This is a genomic window from Bacillus sp. FSL L8-0152 (assembly GCF_038006365.1).
Taxonomy (GTDB): domain Bacteria; phylum Bacillota; class Bacilli; order Bacillales; family Bacillaceae_G; genus Bacillus_A; species Bacillus_A cereus.
On the sequence record NZ_JBBOVB010000001.1, the window covers coordinates 3,129,537 to 3,146,778 of the forward strand.

Genomic DNA, 17,242 nt, shown 5'->3' on the forward strand with positions numbered 1-17,242 from the left:
TGCTCCCTTTAATGTAGATTTATTATTATGAAACTTAGAACAACTTTGGATCCAAGGAATCCATGTTTAAATATAATTGGGTCAACTCCAATACAGGAACTGCCCTTTTTGGTTCAGATGCCATTACTTTTATAGAGAAAATAAGTCTTCCATTAGATTGATATGGTGTGTTTGCAATAAGGTAATTCCGGATTACATATGCTAAATTACAAATGAACGAAGCCTTTGGATCGAATTCCCCACACGGATTTGAGAATGTGAAATCCGTGTTTTTATTCAACTTAGTAGTAGGAGTAAGCAAAATGGGGATTTGAATTGAACCGGCACCTTGTGCTAAATCATATTCATAATTACATTCTAATTGAAGACTCTGTTCATTCAGCGTATACTCTCCCTCAAACAAAGTTTGAAAAAAACGGTTCAGGTGTTGAAGAAGCGAAGCCTTCGAGCCTCCTAGTCCCGAAAGCTCAGCCATATTAATTTTCTGAGAACGTTGGAGATAAGGAATTAGTCGTTCCGCCATAGGACAATCTTCGGTACGATAAACAAAAGGTTCTGCAATGCAGTATCCGCTGATTAAACTTTCATTTCTCGAGACGTAAGATGAAACATCCACTGATCTCATTTGAATAATATCCAAATGACGGATTCGTACTTGCCGCTCCGGTATATCGAGTCCGTCTCTTCCACTTAAAGTTGTGCCATCTTTAGTGAACGTAAAAGGATAAATTCGTCTTTTATTGACTTGTCCGTTCAGACAAGTATCTTCTTCAATCACTGAATGATTAATTGTTTTATATCCTTCTAAACAGATTTCCGGTTCAAAGTTCCACTTTGAATCACGGCTAATTTCGATTAACCTGATAAGGAGATCTCCCAAATCATTTATAGTTTCCTCCACATAAAATTTGTAAGGGGGAACCACTTTGGAAACAGTTTGGGTATCAGCCAAAGGTTGTGGGTTACCAAGTTTAGACCAAAGATTCGTTATACGTTCGGCCATATCTTTAAGTGATTTAACAGTCTGCTCCGCACGTAAAAAATCTTCTGTACCATTTGGAGTCAATATACCCAACGAGCTTTTTAATGCATCGTAAATAGATGGCGCTAAATCATGGAATTGGGCAAGCTCAGTGCATAGATCCGGAGATTCAGTCAAACTCTGAGGGATATTTGGTTCTTGAAAGCGGATCGTGAAATAAATTCGATCCTGCGGATGATGGCGACTTAAGCTATATACTAATGTATAATCCCATTCCAAAAGTCTCCTTAAAGTAGGGACAGGTTCCTGTATTTTCGGACTTGCGAATGCTTGATGAATAAGTCTTGGTACTTCAGGATAATCCTTCAGCAGTATTGGAATTTTAAAAGTTCCCAATGGCTGAAATAATGGCCATTCCTTGGCATTTTCGACTTGTGGAGGCAGTACGAATTGAAGCCATGCGGATGGTTTGTAATCCTCTATATTCTCAAGTTTCCCGACTTGATGCTCGATATGAGTAGGCATGTAACCAGCATCCATCGTAACATACGGCTGAAGGACAGTTTCAGCAAGATCGGTATTCGTATTTCTGGTAAGAGCTAGATGCAAGAATGATTGATTTGTGGTCGTCTTTAATTTTAACTTAGGTTTATTCAGCATTAAACTTGAAAGCGCCATGGATTCATCGCTAAATGAAATAATAGATCCGAATAATCGCTCTGAATTATCCTCATGTTTGGAAGGTAAGGAAACATTAGGAACTTGCGCAATAAATTGAACAATCGCAACCGTATCATAAGCATGGGACAATACTTGCAAAAACTGCTGTTTATAAGCCTCCTGAGCCGACCGCAGACCTTCTTCTGACAGCTGCTCTTCATTCTGAAATACATACGTCACTTGACTGCATATTGCCACAGCAAGCCTGTCTTTCAATTCTATAAAACTCTTTAGGTAATCTGTACCTTTTGCCTGATTTAGCAAAGTAAGCGGTGCAATGAATTCAGCCGACAATATTTTATCCATAAATTGAAGGAATGTTTTAGCATGCCGGTCCATGAATCTGGAATCCGTGACATAGTTCGAACTCTCCGTGCTGAATAAACCTGTTGATCCATCAAATAACCATTTTTCGGGTGAAGAATGCGTTTCAGATTTATTGGATAATGGTTTAAGGGAATAAACTGCAGGGTTTCCCTGATTCAATATAGTGTAATGGATTCCTCTTTCTGCTTTCTTGCTAAGCCTAACTAGCCATACTGATTGGTCGTTTTCAGTAGTGTTGGTCTTAAACCTATTAGGCCCTACCACAGTTTTAAACACATATTCTTCATCCATATCAAGAGCTTCTTCAAGCATTTCAGCAAAAAGTTGCAGAGATGCTCGCAATTTATGAGCGCCCGGTTCTCTTTCCGAAGATTTTGGGTTTGGATAGTCTGGTAAAAATGTTGTACTGGACTTCCACACATGCTCCGAAGACCGGTAATCTGGACTTACCTGTTTTAAGGGGCGTGTCAAAATTAGCTGTGTGGTAAATTCAAATAAATGTAATGTATTAAAGTTATCAGGCTGCAACGTCTCCTCTAATACCGTAACAGAGGGAATTTTGGCGGTATCACCCGCCAGATAGCTCTGGATTTCAGTTAACCAGCTCTTTAGTTGTTCTACATTGGAACTAGAAAGGGGAAATGGTTCCTTAAGCAAAGAGCAGTACCACGTAAAACTTACAGCATCCTTCCCATCGACTGTACTCTCGTATTGGTGAATGATTTTTTGATAAATATTTAAGTCCGCCGCCCTTTTTTTATTATCCGCGTCTTGAGTATCCCGTATGTTTCCATGTTGGTCCTCCTCTCTTTTGGATTCGTAAGATTCCGCATTAAAATGGAAATGAAATTGAATGACCGGTACGTTGTTTTTCTTCACGATGCTAATAAAAAACGTAACAGAAGGCCATTGCTCAGGACCAAGCAAGGGATCTGTAAATCCAATAATGATAGGAAGATTGTCAAATCTATGTAAAAAATCTTCCTCAGAAGACAACCGATTTCCAAACACGTCCAGCCAATTTATATGGATTTGTAGAATGGAACCTATACCACGATATGGATTATTTACCATGGAGGGTGTTACCTCTTTAACATAGTTAACATATGGAATGCTTTTTGTGTAAATCCATTTTCCCTGCTCTTTATGCCGCTTAGGGCTTATCGTTAAAATTGGTTTGCTCGGCATATAGTAGCGGTTTTCGCTAATCTGAAAGCTTAACATATGGAATAAGCGTCTAAGTTGCTGTTCCGGAATTTCTTCCCCTTCGGATGAATCTTGTATACCCTCTTCTTGAACAGAATCCCTCTCTAATTTTAATTCAATTGCCCCCGCCGGCAATAAGCTTGTACGGAGTATGGGACCAGTTAGAATTTGTAAGTTTTGTCCCTCTGCAAATATTCCCTTTTCTTCCTGATTAGCAACAGCCAAAGCCGCAATTGGGCATCCATACCTCTCGGAAATACTCTTCAAACTCCAGCTAGATGTACCTTCTGAAGTATTTACAACTATCTTTGGAACCCTTAAAGGTTGGGATATATTCAGATTGTCCAAGTTAATATCAGGATTTGCTTTTTCGAAGAGACCCTTATCGATCCACAAGTATTGCGTAATTTTTTCTATAGTATCTAGTTCACGGTCCCCGACCTTGAATAACCCATCGGTAATGGTCAAAATTTTACCTTTGGCTAGTATAAGCTCTTTATTACGCTCCGCAATTTCAATGACATCGCTGAAATAATCTTTTGCATAGTCATTTAAACTATTATGCTGGTTAGATGGAATGGACTTGATTTCCGGTTCAACTTCTGCAAAGACAGATACAGAATCATCTAGTTCACCAGTTTCAGGTAAGACATCTTGAATCTCTTGTCGACCGGTTACCAAACAATTAATAAACGCCTGCATCTTCTCCTTTTCTTTTGGATACAAAATAAGAAGTTCCACAGAAGGTTCCTGATTATCTTGAAAAAGATGATCGGGAAGTCCATCTCTGTTTTCAGAATCATAATAATACAGGTAATGTCCCCCCATCCGCGTTATACTTCCTTGCCACAGTAATTCAAGGAAGCGGCGCGTATCCATCGATAATCCGTTGTTCTCTTGACTTAATGTGGCGGTTTCCGGCTCGGCATCTTGGGGCGGATTTCTCTCCGTGCTCAGGTTTACTTGGAGCATCGATAGATTAATCGAATTACTACCGGATTCCAGGACAGATTTATCAGCAGAACTATATAATAATTTCACGTAGGCTCCGCTACTTATAACGTCGTCTAAATTAGACAACAACATCTCCAGCAACCATAAATCCATTTCGTGTACACCAATGAGCTCATACAACCATTGGCCAGACGAAATTTCTGGTAAATCAGGGATTTTTTTTAACTGGATATGTAGCTTTGTTCCCCAGACATAATGGGAAAGGTTGCTGTTGAACATTGCATTCGACTGCGATTTAAATATACCGGCTTTGGCAATAACTTTGGGTTGAAAAACCTTGGACTGAATACAAATATTTGCATAATGGTCTGGCATTTTCCAAATCCGTAAAGGGCCTTCCAGTTCGGATAGCGGTACACTACTGTTCCAGATTTCCATCTGCGTGCTGTGGAACCTCAAAGGAAACGATTCCCATGGCGTCTCAATCTTGTACTTATTTATTGGAATATTAGCTTGCCGATTGCGTATATAGTTTTTCCATTCTTCAATTTGTTTCCTATCTTCGTCCCCAATTTCTAAAAAAAATGAATCTCCCATTGATGATTATCCCCTTTCTTGTTCCATGACAATCCATCCGAGATTATCTGGATTATCCAGTGCAATTGAAAATGGCTTCGGATCCTCTGGAATATCGAATTGCTGGCCAGTTAGCGTAAAGATCGATTGATCCATTTCCTCCTTTTTTGTTCCTACGGTCTCACGCTGATGTGCCAGAGACAATCCTTTCTCTGGCAATCGTAATCCGTGCATAAAAAAACGCGAAACCATACCTGATATATTTTGTAGTCTGTCCTTCGCTCGAATACGATCCCATAAAGCCTTCAAATTAATGCGATGTAAGTTCCCGATTTTAATTTCCGCTAGTGTGTCTGTTTCACCTGCAAATAGTCCTTGAATTTGTCCGTTCCGTTGATCCCTTGCAATGGCTTCAGGAAAAATATCGAACTTATTAGCAATAGCATTTAAGGTAATCTTTCCATCTAAAAAATCCTCCCTCCTACTTATATAGGAAAAGGTTGGCAAAACTAAAATGGAACCATGTGTAAGTAGAATCATCTGTAAATCAATTCCCTGCAATAATTGAAATACACTGTCAGCCTGAAAATATCGGCGTAGAACTTCTAACGTATCTCCCTCTTGAATCACTTTCGATACTGGGTTCTCACCATTTTGCCGATACTCGATTGTATGGCCCACTTGTAGCAATTCGGTGTTATTATGATTTGCTGTGACATTTGCAAGATCCATGAGTGAGATGGCTCCTTGATATACATTTTGAAGAATGTGCTGAAGCGTCTCATTCTGTTTAACTCGATGCTTAGGATTTGACACCCAAATAGATTTTCCCTCAGTTAGTAAATGATCCCCATTTAGTTCAAACAATTTCATGATGGTATACTCTTCACTACCTGTAAGTGTATGGATAAATTGGATTATTTTCTCGCAGGTATCATCAGCTTGAACTTTATATTGAGTATAACTCTCTTCAAACTCCTCCAGGGTATCAAGACCTGCTTCTACTAACTGCTGCGCGAGTAGCGCAAAATAATCGTTAAAAACAAACTCCGCAATGGATACCTTAGGGCCGGGCGACCGAGATGGGGTGAAGTCATGCTCCTGTTGCATTTCCTCTTTCAGCTGGACAGCTAACTTCTTAAAATCCTCGGAAAGTGATAACAAATACTCTTGATCTGCTTGGGCCACTTCGCTGAAACGATACTTCCGAATCGGTTCCTTAGATTCAGTTTCCATAGAACTGATTGTCAGTTGTAAACTTGGAATCATTGGGAAGAAAGTGGATTCGTAGTCTTCACTGGGCAGTTCGGCTATTTTCACTTTGAAAAAGGTCTCCATAAATGACAAAATCTTAGATGTCGGAATAGGAGTCCAAGATTGTTCATCGAGAGCTGGTTTTTGGTTTAAAAATTGCTTTAGACGGCATAGCAAAGTCTTATCTACGGATAGTCTGTCAATCTCCTCAAAGCTCTTTTTCGCCGGTTGGCTCGCGGCAAGCAGCCATCTCATAAATTGGAGACACAACTTTTCGAAATCGCTCAGATTCTCTGATAAGCTTCCACCTTCTTCTATGTCTTCCGTATCTTCCATCGTTCCCATTACCAGCATTAGGATATAAACCGGCCGAACGCTTTTGACACTACTGCCTAATGAATCGGTCTCTGGTGAAGGATCGCTGCTTAAGGACAAAATCGGAGTCAAATAAACTGTTAACTCTTCTATAAGAGAATCGTCTGGATTAATTGCACTCGTTTGTACAGGTTGCAAGTTATCCCAGTTCATGCTCACATTCCCTAGTTCCTGTTCATCAGGACAATGCCAATCATCTTCAGTGGATTTTGATAGTAATGACCTACCTTCCCATGGTGCTTGCTGAGAAGCTTCAATAACAAAAACTTCTTTGATTCTGGCCGAAAAGGACAGCTTAATCTTAATTTTGAATCGGCCATGGCCAATTTTAATCTTCACTCTTATATCAACCTCAGCCATAACTGCAATTTCCATATCTTGATATGCTTCATATGTCAACTGTGAAGCAACGTTTACCGTTACATCTACATCTGCTTTCACAAGCGACAAGTCAACATAACCATATAACTTTCCTTGTATACCGAATGTTCCTTTAACTTTGTAATATTGAGCTGGCTCGGATGAAAGGGACTGTTTTGGTGGATGCCAGTAGGCGTACACTCCTTCCAATATACCGATGGCAGTTATACTTAATCCTGCTCTAAGTGCTCCCTTTTGTACTTCCTTTCCAATTCCTAGCCGCATGCCTAACCCAAATTCAAGTACTGGATCGAACTCGCCCTGAGATACTTTCGGAACACTTGTTGAAGTTTTCCCGGACAATTTGTTAAAGTACATGCCAATAGAACCGATAGCGGGAATTCCTGGTGGTACGATGGTTTGTACTGTTAAGGAACGCGAGAAATCCATCTTTCTCGGAAAGCCAATATCAATTTTATAATCTCCGTTCGTATACAAACCGATGCCGAAAGAGGGGAGCGTAATGGTATAAGCACCAAATTCCCATGTTCTAAGTGACTCAGGGAGTAAAATCTCTGCTTGATACAGTCCGATGGATTCAGTAATTTTTTTGTACATAATCTCGAACTCAAAACCACGAAGCGTATCAGCTAAGGGTCCATCAAGTTTAATTCTCATTCCGTACAGGCTAGGATCATTAAACAATATACCCATTGAGATGAAAGACGAATCTTTTCCAGTTTTAAGGATATTGAAATTAGCTGCAGTTAACCATCCAGCGGCGGGGTTCGTAGAAATCCCATTGTCATGAAACGGATCATCCGAAAGGTTGCTCAGATAAGTGATAGCATCATTTACAGAACGAAAAGATTCGCTTCCATTCAGAGCAAGATGCTGTCCAAGTGTGAGCATCTTAAGTTCAAAAATATCATTAGAAGGCACCAAAACTTGTTCAGTTGATGGGTCGGACGGATCCCATTCAAGCTTACCGAATTCGTCTGAAATTACGGACAAAATAAATTTTGGTTGTTCGTCCTGATAATGATAGGTAAGATGAAATTTACTGAAAGAGTCTATGCCCCCCATGTCGGAAGTGATGCTTACCAATTTTCCAGTGAAATCAATGTTAAATATGGCATCTCGCAAAACGATATCATTAAGCAAATTCAACGGTGAGGGCACCTCGACATGTGTGCCTGTCATCCAGACCATTGCCTCTTTGAGTAAAGACAAAATCTTAATGTCCCCTAATTGAATCGATGCTGTATTTCCTTCAATAGCCGCTTGTTTATCTTTCCATTCAATAAAATATTTCTTGTCATTGGTATAACAGAACTTTAGTTCAATGTCGTGGAGATATCCGGTACCGCATATGTGAGCATTCCAAGCGTTATTCATATAGCTCAATTTGAGCTCAGCCCTTGCGCTAACACGGTCTCCCAAAGATCTCAGTTGCCAATCAGTATAAGCCGTTATTACCCATTCGTTGGTAGTCGGTTTCAGGCAAAAATGTGCATCTGTAATTAGTTTCAATTCGTTTACAGGCAGCAAATTTTCCGCTAGCAAAAACAAATCATCAGATTGAATTTTTCCGCAAATATTCCATTCGGTATTATTTGCATATTCAGCCATTATTTCTGTTTCTATAGTGTTGTTATCTCGACTCAGGCGGGCAATCCCCAATAATTGGAGAGATGTTTGAAGCTGACCTTCTAGCACTCTACCTTTTATGTTCATTTGCAGAGATTCAACTGCTAAGGGGCCTTGTGTAATCGTAAAAGGAAGCGAGATGGTTAGATCAATTTTAATTTCCGGATTAAAAGTAATCTCGCCTTTTAGTTCATCGATTTCTTCATTTTCATGGCTTAGGCCCAAAGAATCAATATCTTGATATAGTAACCTTGCGAAACTGATCATAGATAAAGGCCGTTCTGGTTTAACTTGCAGAGTCAAAGGTTTTTCCAGAGAACTACTTCCAATTACTTCGATACCTTGATTTGCAATGGAACCTTTCAGAGTATAAAGAGCCCCTTTCACTTCCGCTAGGTCTGGAAGGTACAGATCCATATTGATTGAATTTATTTCGAAAAGGGCGATATTCGATGGACTGGTCTTTTTGATTCTAGCCTGCAAGTTTCTTAACGTTTGGTTGTTGCTATCATATTCGAATAATAGTTGTTCCACAAACAAATCCTGAGCCAGAGTCTCGGGCATCTGGTATGCTAACGGAATACCTCCTGTAAACATACGCAAATAAGCAACCGGCATTTGTCCTTCAGGCCATGAAGCTTTGAAAGTTCTGATTGCCCCTTGAAATGGAAATTCGGTTTGCAGGCTGATTTCACGTGAGCCTACTTTCATGTTCCACTTCAAGTACCCATCAACATTCGAACCCTCTTGGTCGGATATATTCAAGTCAATTTCCGCCGCATGAAACCGGATCCAAGGCGTATGCACCAAGTCCAACTGCCATGACTCCGCACTTTTCAGGTTTATCGCCGCCGTCAATCCATTTTCAGACGTACTTGAGATGGTAATTGTTAAAAGCGCGTTATGAAAGTCGAATGCAGAAATATTCTTCTTAATGATTTTGATTTCGAGAAAGGTACCATTGTCGTCTCTCGTAGGTTCTACGTCCTCTGCTTTGATTTCTAATACATTTAGGTTTCCAATACTTTTAAGATGGTTGGCAAGAAAACTAACTGGACCTGAAGCTCTTATCAAATCAGGATGACCTTCCCGTAATTGATCATACAACTCATTTAGCGGCATGAAAACACCTCCTATCCTTTGTAATGAGCATACCAAGCTAAGGGACGATTCGGTTCTTTAGAGCCGAGCAAATACAAGGACGGTGCTCCAACAGGGGGCAGTTTTTTTATACCAAGAAAACTAAGTGCCATCTGATGGAATATTAAATAGAACACACCATTTGCTTGTTCAAAATGAATAGCTGCATTTTGAAAGGAAAGCTTAATAACGCCTTGCAAACTAATAGGTTGCTGTCCTTCCGCTAGTTTTATCCCAAGATATATATTATAATGACTCGTTTGATTTCCCTCATCTGGAGACCATGCCAACAAAAGTTCCATGCTAAGTTTCATGTTTCCGGCTAAAGCACCACTTGTCCCTGCATTGAGACGAAAACGCATAGCACACCAATTTTCTTGTGCATCCCAATTTACAGGAACCTTCATGTTTACCTTTGTAAATCCTAACTTTTCTATTCCGCCGTTTTCGTTATCATTCCCTTGTTCGAAACCAATCAAATCCATAGAGAAGGACCGGAATAAGCTTGCATCGCGGGGAGTGCTCATAGCCATGTCCATTACAACATGTTTCGCAGACTGGTCGAAGGAAATTTTTCCGTCTTCCCGGTCAACCTTCATCTCTACAGTGGAATTTGAAAAGCACAAACCTGTATAAGTGGGCTTCTCGTTCGTTCCTCCGTCTCCTGACTCTTCAGCTCCAAAAGAAAAAATATCTATTGGGGCTTGGTTTCGCTGGCGGATCGTTTGAAATGATAGATATCCGTTTAAAGCAAATTGATTAATCAGCATATCATTTTCATCCGTAGTTTGGAGTGTAGCTTTCGTGATTAATACACGGTCAAGAATGTTGCTATTGAATCGAAATGTGGTCTCTTTTTGAGTATCCATTACATAGAGGTACTTGTTGTTTTTTTTCTGCAGTGATCCCTCAAGCAACAATATGTTTTCCGGAGAATTAGGCTTGCCTGACATGATAGGTTGATTGAACCATTTATCTAGTGTTAGTTGGGCTTTACATTGAAAAGCAGCAAGTTGTCCATTAAAAATCATGACTCGTAAACTCTGTACTCGAAAGTCGTTGTCGTGGTCTGTTACGAAAACTGATTTCTCATGGTCTGCTGTAAGATATAATGGGTCATGGTACCGAACAAGCCCGAATAGAGCATTTGTTTCGGGGGTTATTAATTGCTCTCCTATGGGAGTTGTTTCACAGCCGATATGATGAGCGTATAATCCGTCGCCTTCCATGCCGAATTTTAACCCCTCCAGCGATTTCGGGAATTCGACCGTTGCTTTTAATACAAGCATCCCCTTCCAATACGGGTCCGTTACAGCTCGTACAAAATGTTTATAGTCCTCGTCCTCTCCATGGAGTTTTATCGTATCTTCAATATATGCAGTCATCCATTTCGAGAGTAAATTAACATCTCCTGTTTCTATGGCACCCAACTTCTCATCTTCGATAAAAGATGAGGCTACAAAATCATCGGGTTGTGTCCATACCTCAGGTTTTTTCACCAGGTCTTTCACGCTTTGACCGGGACCGGCAGTTCCTTTTACAATCACAATATTACTGTAATCCATGCCAGTCTTACCGTTTTCACCAACATTGATTCGAAATTTCCAATCTCCAATCGTAAGCTCGTTGCAAAAAGATGACTCCGGATGGGATTGAGAACCTACTAAATGCTTAGCACTGTTAGCCACTAAAAATAGTTGATTGGACTGAAAAGCCTGCTGCAAGGAACTTGATAAATTTACAAAACTCAAATCCTTTGGAGAATCTCCTTCCTGATGAGCTGAAGCGGCGAGCAATACTTTCTTGTAAGTTCCGTTATCCGGATCAAGTGCGACTAGTAGTCCGCTGGGTGTTGTCGCTTGATATTTATTTGTGGAGCAAGATGCTGTTTGATTCGAGGGAGTGAATGGCATCCCTTCGTCTGACGCTCGAAGTGGACTTGCAATACATCCTCTGCGCACGGGGGACAGCACTTGCTTTTCGAATTTCTCATAGAGATGATCGGGTTTGGATTGAACAAATTCATACGGGACTAATGGAAATGGTGTTTCAGATATAATCGGCATGCTTGTGTCCATAAAACGGAAAAAACGACCATGAATCTCCTCTTCACCTTTTACATTTCCATATAAAGTAGCACCGGTGGGTTGAGCCACATATCGTATTGGAACAGCAGGTACAGATCCTGATTCAGCTAAGAAATATACCCAAGAGGTGAGATAAGGACCTTTTAACCTATCTTTTCCTATTTTGATAAACGGATTGTTGATGGTACGTTCCATCTCTTCTGATTCTTCAACTATACTGTCCGCTGTTGCGTAACAGTTTGGTATGAATTTCATCCGATCTCCTAGGCGAAATTTGATATATTCCGTACCAGAAAGGCCGCATATGATATCACGGGTATTGTCCATTCCTCCCTTAGGAACCTCAAAAGAGAACTCACCTGCAGGCGAAAAAACACAATCTTTTAATCCCGATTCCTGTCTAGGGGAAGCCTGTAAAACAAGAGAAGCTCCATATTCTGGTTGATTTGAATTTATGATAGGAATTAATCCAATAGGATAGCCCAGACGTGTAATAAAGTTAGTTTCCAAAATAGGGATATTCTGAGGAATCGTTTCCCCTGTAAATATTAGACGAGTTCTCGGTGATGGAAGCAAGGTTAAATCTGCAGAATTAAACAAACGTAGCACTTCGAAGCAAGCGTTAAATCCAATGGAATCGTCTCGTTTCGCTACATGATTTAATAAAGGAAACCACAGCTGATCGTATGTATTGCGTTTATTTTCGTATTGTACAAACTGAAATCCAACCTTAATACTTTGGTCGTCAGTCAGAGATTTACGCTTGATAAATAGATTTTTCATCACAATGCAACCTCGTTGCGGACCTACCAACGGAATGTTCAGTTGCCCCATGTCTATAACCTCTGGAGCTTTTCTGCCCGTAAATCGTACAGTTTCTTTTTCATCGGATTTCAAAAGCAATGAGCTCCCGACGATTTGAACCTTGTTCATAGGTCCGATACTAAGATGAAACTCTTCTGATCCAATTGGAAATTCCAGGCTCGTTATTGTACCGGTTCCCGACTTATTCATTAGAAGTACGAACGTGTTTTCCACCCGAATATTCCTGGTATCCTGCAACCATAGAAAACTACCATGAGAGTCCTTATTCAAGACTGATTTAACAGACCGCAAATTCTCAAGGAACCTACTTGTTTCTTCCTCTGAGCCTACAGGGAATGGTTCTTCTGAGAATAAAAACATACCTTGTAGTTGAAATAAAGCCTCATTCAGATCAAGCTCTTCCTTATCCGGTTGTTTAGGAAATAAGCATGCCAAACAACCAATATCTTCAGGTGTATTGGCACAATTGAATAAAGTACCTGATTGATCAGTATCTACTTTTTTTAGTACTGACATTTGGAGCTCTCCCCCTATTCCAATTAGATTAGCTTTTATTAATTTGACCATAATTGCACCAATATATTCAAAATTTGAAAATAAAACCAAGGCTCATTTTCATACTGCCAGTTATTTGAATGCAACAAAGGGAATCACACGTATTTCCATTCAGGTTAAAGTAAACAGTAGAGTAGAGGAGTGGATTATCTCCTCTACTCTACTGTTTACTACTAAGTGACTGCGTTCCCTTATAATGAGTTCTTCTGAAACCAGAAAGAAATCCAACAGTTAATCGGTCAATCCATTAAGCTTTCTTGTAATCGAGAACCAATACCCAAAATATAGGAGAATGAACTATTCAAGGCGGTCTACATAGATATGGAACTAATAATAGAATCATCTAATTTATGTGATTTTTTAAAAAGACTGATAAATCAATCTAATGTAAAGTAATGTAATAAATATCCAGACAGATACCTCTGGTTACCTCTTGCTGTCATTATTCAGGGGAAATTGTATTCTGAGTTCTCCATAACAAGTAATTTGGATATATAATATTTAAGCTGTAAGAAAATAACCTTCACTCCTTTTAAGATGATACGAAATCTTGAATACAATTATCGGATTTAAGTCATAATATCATTGAACAAATTATATCGAGGATTTATTAGTGAAGTTTCTTAGGCAATATAAGTAGTTAAAGTAGCTAAGAAATTGATATGGAAGATAAAAATATAGAAAATTCTATCCCTCATTACAATTTTAGTTGTTATTGATGTTTGGAGTGACTTATGGTGGTACATTAGTGTGGCACTCGTACTTTTAAGAATAATTTGTGTTAACAAAAGCATTATAGTGTGGAATCAATGAGACAAGGATATGTTCAAAGGTGTATAAATAATTTGGCATTAGTGTACTTCTCACTTGATGATAAGGAGGATTAAACAATGAACCTTGATTATGAATTAGGTATGACGTTTAAAGGAGAATTTTATCCTATTAAAATAAATGAATCATCCACAGAAATATTTAGTACCGACCCACCACATGTGGGACATGTACAGAAAACGACAAAGGTATCTTTTACCGAATATAGTGATGGACAGCTGATTATTCTTTCTATAAGATGGGGGAATCATATACTGGACGTCAAAAAAATTGGAGATATTCCACAGCATGTGCTGCAAGAAATAATGAAAAGGAAATCTTTATAAACCTAGTTATGTAAGAAAGTTCAATCAGTGGGTTCTATTGCAAAGTTCTTTAACAAATACACAAATAAGTCTGAATATTGCAATCGTTTTTTGTATGCCCTTTAATTATTTATAAGTCCAAAAAACGAACCCTGGTTACAGACTTCATTTTTCCGACGTATATTGAATCATTCCTGAAACACACCGAAGATTTTGAAATCCTAAGGAAGTGTCAATGATTTTGCTGAAATAGATTGTTAAGATATTTTGTTATAGAATGAGAGGTATTCAGGTAAAAGTTTTCCTTCTGTAATTTTGAAAATGTGAAAATTACAGAAGGAGTCTTATCTATAGTCAGAATCGTGGGTTCTGCATGAGTTCAAACTGCTCTCTTCATAAAAACATGTATCACTTGTTTATCTCGCTTTTGCCTCCTTCTTTGTCAATGGTACGATATGAATAACACCAATCTCCTTTGATTTAAATATAGGTTTCATCCATTCTCTAAGATAATCGTACTTTTTTCTTTTCCCAAATTTGATATATGTGGTTGCCATATTCATGTACCCAACTCATGATGGTTTTCGGGTGAACAGAAATGCCATGTTCTCTCAGAATTTCAGATACATCGCGATATTTTAAAGGAAAACGACTATAGGAGCTAAAGACCATTAAAATAATACCTTTTTTGAACTGTTTTCCTTTAAAATATCTCATTTATCATTCTCCTGTTTATTTTTTACAGAGTTTAGCTTAGTTTAGAAAACTTTGCAATAGAACCTTCTCATTCACTTTCTTTTTTTCAAAGTAAAATGGATTTGATCAAATTGCCCCTCACGTGCTAGTGGATGAAACATAAAATTTACATTGTCCAAAATATAATTTTCGTTATCGCTTCGGTATATTCCATATTTCTCTAAAAAATTAACATAACTCCAAACATCTGAAAATGTCATAAGATATCGATCAATTGGATAATCCATACGACCAGGTATTGTATGCATTATTGAAAATAACGCTCTATCTTTTTGCATATTATTCATCTCCTGTTTTAAAAATAAAAATCTCAATATATAGTTTGCACTTTTAATGTAAAATGATGTATTAAAATAAAATTCAGAGTTATTATGATTATTTTAGGTCTAGATGTAAAGCAGATTGCTTTTTATTCAAATTCTTAGAGATGTTGAAAGTGGGGATAATTTTATCATTTGTAAATAATCAGAGCATAATTCTTTCATTCTATTAGTGAACCCAAAAAGAAGGAGTCGTTGCCGTGCCCCACAAGTGCATTCCAACGAACAGAGAGAACATAAAAAGGACTTTCTCTAAGTCGAATTTCTAGAAATAGATACACTACACCAATAGTGTATCCCCCTAGTTATTCAGCTCATCGAAAGCCTTTAATGCTTAAATATTCACGGCGTTTTTTACCAATTTTATCATCGGGAATATTTACTCCCTTCTCACTACAAATTTATTTTCATTTTGATTGTAAGGAATTGATGATACTTCTAAAATAGAAATAAACAAGTAAAAACAACCTTAAAATCTAACAAAATATTAGAAGACGAAAAATACATATAAAGGATTCATTTTAAATCGCTTCCTAATTCTCTTTATTACTTTATTTTATTTCCATTCAAAAAGTAGTAATTTATTTTTAAATTCTCTTCAAAAAACCTTTCTTTACTTTGCATCAACATGTTATCTTTAGAAACTTTTCCAGGACCTAAAATAAATCCACCTCAATTCCCCATTAAAAGTATACTCCACCCACCTTTTACCCCCTCATAATATTCAGGATGCTCTCCCTTAATTTCTTCTAGTTTTTCTTCCTCTTCCTTAGTCAGTTCATCTGGATTTACATATGCATAAATGAAATAATCCTTTTGTTCTTCCCTAACTAATCTGCCATAGTCATTTATTTCAAAGAACCAAAATTTAGATCTAGATATTTCAAATTGTAGTATCCTGTTTACCTCTTTAATACTAAATGAGTGTTTTCTAACTAAATTAAACATTCCTAAAGTAGAATGAACTTGAGTCGCCTCTTGGGCACCTAAACCAGCAAATCCATTTCCTGCACTACCTATCCATTTAGTTCTTTGATTTAGCTCTTTTCCTTCGACTCTTTCTCTCGTAATTTCAAACAGATTTTTTTTACTAGAGTCCAGAAGCTACTAACTATATCATAGTCTTCATATTCTTATGGTCATTCATCAACATAAATCATTATCGGAATTGAATCGTGTCGCAATAACTTGTACAAATCAATTGTATTACATAAATTAAAACTTTTATTTTCAATAATAATTGATTTATATGTTACCTCAATATAATCAGCTGACATTAGTTTACTTAAATTAAGAATCCTTTCTTTAGAACTTAATCTCTTAAAACTAATATTGTTTCTAATTTTTAATGTGTTAGCATTTACAAAATCAAAGAGTTGCGTTGATTCACCCATACATTCAGACAAATGTATATACATTAGCAAAAGAATGATCAAAATTCACACTAAATCCATTGAAATTATATATTTAAATAATTCATTTATTTGTTAATAATAATCTATTTAGTAACTTGATCGTCTAATAATTCATTAACCTCTATCCCACGAACATGAAGTACCCTTAATAATTTTAAATATTTGTATAAAAGTTTTTCATTTTCTTTCTTTTGCTCCTCATACTCATTTATAAAAACTCGACTTCTCGATATTTCCAGTTCTAATTTCTCCTGTAAATTAATCATCTTTGTTGTTGCTTTTTCTAACTTCTTATTGATGCGTTCCACCTCTTTTTCTAATTCTACGATTTCTCTATTATATTGCATTTTACTTATCATTTTATCTGAATGAGAAACTGGCCCTATCCACTGCTGATCCCATATCGTTCTTAAATGTGGTTTATAAATAGCAGTTTTACTTAATCCTGTCATTTCTATAATTTTTTCAGGTCGAATAATCACACCTTCTCCTTCTAAATCTTTTAAAGTCTGAATAGCCCACTTTACTTTCTCAATGGATTCTTTCCGTTTTTTCTCTTGATATTGCATAAGACCTGTATTCATTTTATCCCCCTCTATCTTTC

General features: G+C 37.7%; 7 protein-coding genes and 1 pseudogene. 1 reads left to right on the forward strand and 7 read right to left on the reverse strand.

All coding sequences use genetic code 11. The features are described 5' to 3' along the window. Nucleotides 1-34: 34 nt before the first annotated feature. The 3 genes from MHH27_RS15780 to MHH27_RS15790 are packed head-to-tail and all read right to left on the reverse strand — an operon-like array spanning nucleotide 35 to nucleotide 12,972. Nucleotides 35-4,786: a hypothetical protein gene (locus tag MHH27_RS15780; RefSeq protein ID WP_340943248.1), complete on the reverse strand. Its 4,752-nt coding sequence runs from the start codon at nucleotides 4,784-4,786 to the stop codon at nucleotides 35-37. 6 nt (nucleotides 4,787-4,792) lie between these two features. After that, entirely contained in the window at nucleotides 4,793-9,526 is a 4,734-nt protein-coding gene (locus MHH27_RS15785; RefSeq protein WP_340943251.1) for a hypothetical protein, read from the reverse strand. An 11-nt stretch (nucleotides 9,527-9,537) separates the two neighbouring features. After that, the gene (locus tag MHH27_RS15790) at nucleotides 9,538-12,972 is read right to left on the reverse strand and encodes a hypothetical protein (protein ID WP_340943254.1); all 3,435 of its coding nucleotides are present in this window, start codon (nucleotides 12,970-12,972) and stop codon (nucleotides 9,538-9,540) included. A 929-nt stretch (nucleotides 12,973-13,901) separates the two neighbouring features. Here MHH27_RS15790 and MHH27_RS15795 point away from each other — a divergent pair. Further along, complete coding sequence (locus MHH27_RS15795) at nucleotides 13,902-14,168, forward strand: hypothetical protein (RefSeq protein WP_340943258.1); 267 nt, start codon at nucleotides 13,902-13,904, stop codon at nucleotides 14,166-14,168. Between the two features lie 214 nt (nucleotides 14,169-14,382). Here MHH27_RS15795 and MHH27_RS15800 read toward each other — a convergent pair. The 4 genes and pseudogenes from MHH27_RS15800 to MHH27_RS15815 all read right to left on the reverse strand — a co-directional run. After that, nucleotides 14,383-14,864, reverse strand: a pseudogene (locus MHH27_RS15800) (IS6 family transposase); the annotation flags it as partial. 71 nt (nucleotides 14,865-14,935) lie between these two features. Continuing rightward, the gene (locus tag MHH27_RS15805; RefSeq protein ID WP_340943259.1) at nucleotides 14,936-15,181 is read right to left on the reverse strand and encodes a hypothetical protein; all 246 of its coding nucleotides are present in this window, start codon (nucleotides 15,179-15,181) and stop codon (nucleotides 14,936-14,938) included. A 714-nt stretch (nucleotides 15,182-15,895) separates the two neighbouring features. Continuing rightward, on the reverse strand, nucleotides 15,896-16,171 hold the full coding sequence (locus tag MHH27_RS15810; protein ID WP_340943263.1) for a hypothetical protein: 276 nt from the start codon (nucleotides 16,169-16,171) through the stop codon (nucleotides 15,896-15,898). A 550-nt stretch (nucleotides 16,172-16,721) separates the two neighbouring features. Further along, a complete protein-coding gene (locus tag MHH27_RS15815) occupies nucleotides 16,722-17,222 on the reverse strand; it encodes a DUF6262 family protein (protein ID WP_340943265.1) in 501 nt (166 codons plus the stop codon). Nucleotides 17,223-17,242: the final 20 nt, after the last annotated feature.

Bases quoted from the DNA above. Each gene is read 5' to 3' on its own strand.
- MHH27_RS15780 (WP_340943248.1), bottom strand. From the start codon at position 4,786: ATGGGAGATTCATTTTTTTTAGAAATTGGGGACGAAGATAGGAAACAA.
- MHH27_RS15785 (WP_340943251.1), bottom strand. From the start codon at position 9,526: ATGCCGCTAAATGAGTTGTATGATCAATTACGGGAAGGTCATCCTGAT.
- MHH27_RS15790 (WP_340943254.1), bottom strand. From the start codon at position 12,972: ATGTCAGTACTAAAAAAAGTAGATACTGATCAATCAGGTACTTTATTC.
- MHH27_RS15795 (WP_340943258.1), top strand. From the start codon at position 13,902: ATGAACCTTGATTATGAATTAGGTATGACGTTTAAAGGAGAATTTTAT.
- MHH27_RS15805 (WP_340943259.1), bottom strand. From the start codon at position 15,181: ATGCAAAAAGATAGAGCGTTATTTTCAATAATGCATACAATACCTGGT.
- MHH27_RS15810 (WP_340943263.1), bottom strand. From the start codon at position 16,171: ATGTTTAATTTAGTTAGAAAACACTCATTTAGTATTAAAGAGGTAAAC.
- MHH27_RS15815 (WP_340943265.1), bottom strand. From the start codon at position 17,222: ATGAATACAGGTCTTATGCAATATCAAGAGAAAAAACGGAAAGAATCC.